The following is a 2,371-nucleotide window of genomic DNA, read 5'->3' as shown; positions in this document are numbered from 1 at the left end:
GTACGAAGGTCGTCGCCATCACGTCGTGGATGAAGCCGGGCGCGGTGATCTCCTCGGTGCGCATGCAACCGCCGATGCGGTCGTTGCGCTCGAGCACCAGCACCTTTGCCCCCTTGCCGCCAAGCATCGCCGCGCAGACCAGCGCGTTGATGCCGCTGCCGACGATGATGTGATCGGGCGCGTTCATCTGCGATTGCTCCTCGTCCTCGGGAGGTTGGAGTCAATTGCGCGGGTTGGCGTTCCTTCGCGCCCCCCTCTGTCCTGCCGGACAGTCCGGCAGGACAGAGGGGGGCGCCGTAGAGCGACAGCGCTACAAGGCTGCCACCTCCAACCCGTCACTACAGCATTGCCTACAAGCATGATCTTCTCCCGAAGACCGCCACCTCGTCCTAATGCCTTGGCACCAGCGCCAGCGCGCGGATCGGGCTGCCGGTGCCGTGCTCGATTTTGAGCGGTGCGGCGATCAGGATCGCGCCTTTCGGCGGCAGCCGATCGAGATTGCATAAGCTGGCGAGGCCGTAGCGGTTCGCCTTGTGCATCAGGCTGTGCGCCGGGAATGGCGGCTCCATTCCCCCTGCTTTGCCAGCGTCCGTGCCGATCGTCTCGCTGCCCCAACCCTTGATGTCTTTGCTGATCAGGTACTGGATGGCCTCGGCCGTCGGTCCGGGCGTGTGCGGTCCGGTCTCGTCGGCGTTGAGGAATTCGGCTTCCGAGCCGTTGCGCTTATACCAGTCGGTGCGCATCACCACCCATTCGCCGGCGTTAATCGGGCCGTGCTCGGCTTCCCACGCCTTGATGTGGTCGACTGTGAGGAGGAAATCGTTGTCGGCGGCGGCTTGCTTCGAGCAGTCGATGACATTGACCGGGCCGACGAAATTCTGAACCGGAATGGTGTCGGTGGCACCGTCCGGATAATCCTTGCCGGTAATCCAGTGCTGCGGCGCGTCGAAATGCGTGCCCGAGTGTTCGCCGAGCTTCAGCCAATTCCATGCCCACCACGGACCGTTCTTGTCATAGTGGGAGATGGCGTGGATCTCGACCTTCGGCGTGTCCACCGCCAGCTCCGGCGGCAGCTTGATCAGCGGCGTGTTGGGCCCGAGCGGCGCCGTCAGGTCGACCACCTGGATGGTGCCTGAAAGAAGCTGGCCGGCGACCTCGCCGAGGAGTTGTTGCGTGTCCATGGTCTCTATTCCCTCTTTCTCGGTGATGATCAAGGCTCTTCGCGGCCCTTAATATCCTACTAGACTAAAACATATGCATCTGCAATTATCTTTAAGCATAAAGGAAATAGGGTTGGGTGGGGTGTGAGCGAGTTTGACGCCATATTCGTCGGGGCAGGCCACAACAGTTTGGCATGCGCCGCGCATCTGGCGCTCAAAGGTTGGAACACCGGGATTTTTGAGCGCAGCGCAACTATCGGCGGCGCTGTCCAGAGCCGCGAATTCACGCTCCCCGGCTTCCGGCACGATTTCGGCGCGATGAATCTGAGCCTGTTCGCCGGCTCGGCCTTTCACAAGAAATATGCAAATGAATTGAAAAGCCATGGGCTGGAATTTGCGCCGGTCGCCGATTGCTTTGCCAGCGCCTTTCCCGACGGACAGTGGTTCGGCGTCAGCAACGATCTGGAAAAGACCGCGTCGCGCATGGCAGCTTTCTCCGCAACCGACGCCGCCACATGGCGCCGGCTGGTCGGCGCCTTCCCGGTGGAAGCCGAGCATCTGGTTCGGCTGCTGGGCTCACAGATGAGCGGGCGGGCGCTGGCCGGCACCGCATGGAACCTGTGGCGCAAGAAGGGCCTTGCCGGCGCGCTCGACACCGGCCGGCTGCTGCTCTCATCACCACGCTCGTGGCTCGAGGAGAATTTCGAGTCGCCGCATGTCAGGGCGACGCTCGCCACCTGGGGCATGCATCTCGACTTCGCCCCTGACATCGCCGGCGGCGCGGTGTTCCCCTATCTGGAATCGATGGCCAACCAGTGCTTCGGCATGGTGCTCGGCAAGGGGGGGGCCGACACCATCATCCGCGCGCTGACCGGCATGGTCACCGTTGCCGGCGGCCAGATTAGCACCGGTGCTGAAGTGGCCGAGATCACGGTGTCCGGCGGCCGAGCGACAGGCGTGCGGCTTGCTTCCGGCGAGACCCATACTGCCACCAAGGCGGTGATCGCCGGCGTTGCACCCGGGGCGCTAGCCGGAAAGCTTTTGCCTGATGGTTCCGGCGACGCCGGCTTCGACACGGCGATGAAAAAATTCCGACATGCGCCGGGCACCATGATGATCCATCTGGCGCTTGACGATCTGCCGGACTGGCGCGCCGGCGCCGAGCTTCGGCAATTCGCCTACGTCCATCTTTCGCCGTCGCTCGACGCCAT

At 63.3% G+C, this 2,371-nt stretch carries 3 protein-coding genes; 1 reads left to right on the top strand and 2 read right to left on the bottom strand.

The features are described from left to right. Window positions 1–187 (bottom strand): NAD(P)-binding protein (locus EOA86_RS30940; RefSeq protein WP_164892153.1); only part of this gene is annotated, 187 nt, incomplete at its 3' end. Between the two features lie 202 nt (window positions 188–389). After that, window positions 390–1,181: a cyclase family protein gene (locus EOA86_RS30935; RefSeq protein ID WP_128345086.1), complete on the bottom strand. Its 792-nt coding sequence runs from the start codon at window positions 1,179–1,181 to the stop codon at window positions 390–392. A gap of 123 nt (window positions 1,182–1,304) precedes the next feature. Between EOA86_RS30935 and EOA86_RS30930 the strand changes: the two genes are divergently transcribed. Further along, the coding region (locus EOA86_RS30930; protein ID WP_164892152.1) for an NAD(P)/FAD-dependent oxidoreductase at window positions 1,305–2,371 on the top strand (1,067 nt) is incomplete at its 3' end.

This window comes from Mesorhizobium sp. M5C.F.Ca.IN.020.32.2.1, assembly GCF_004023105.1.
Lineage (GTDB): Bacteria > Pseudomonadota > Alphaproteobacteria > Rhizobiales > Rhizobiaceae > Mesorhizobium > Mesorhizobium wenxiniae.
Note: the sequence above shows the minus strand (reverse complement) of the source record. Positions and strands in the feature narration are given on the sequence as shown.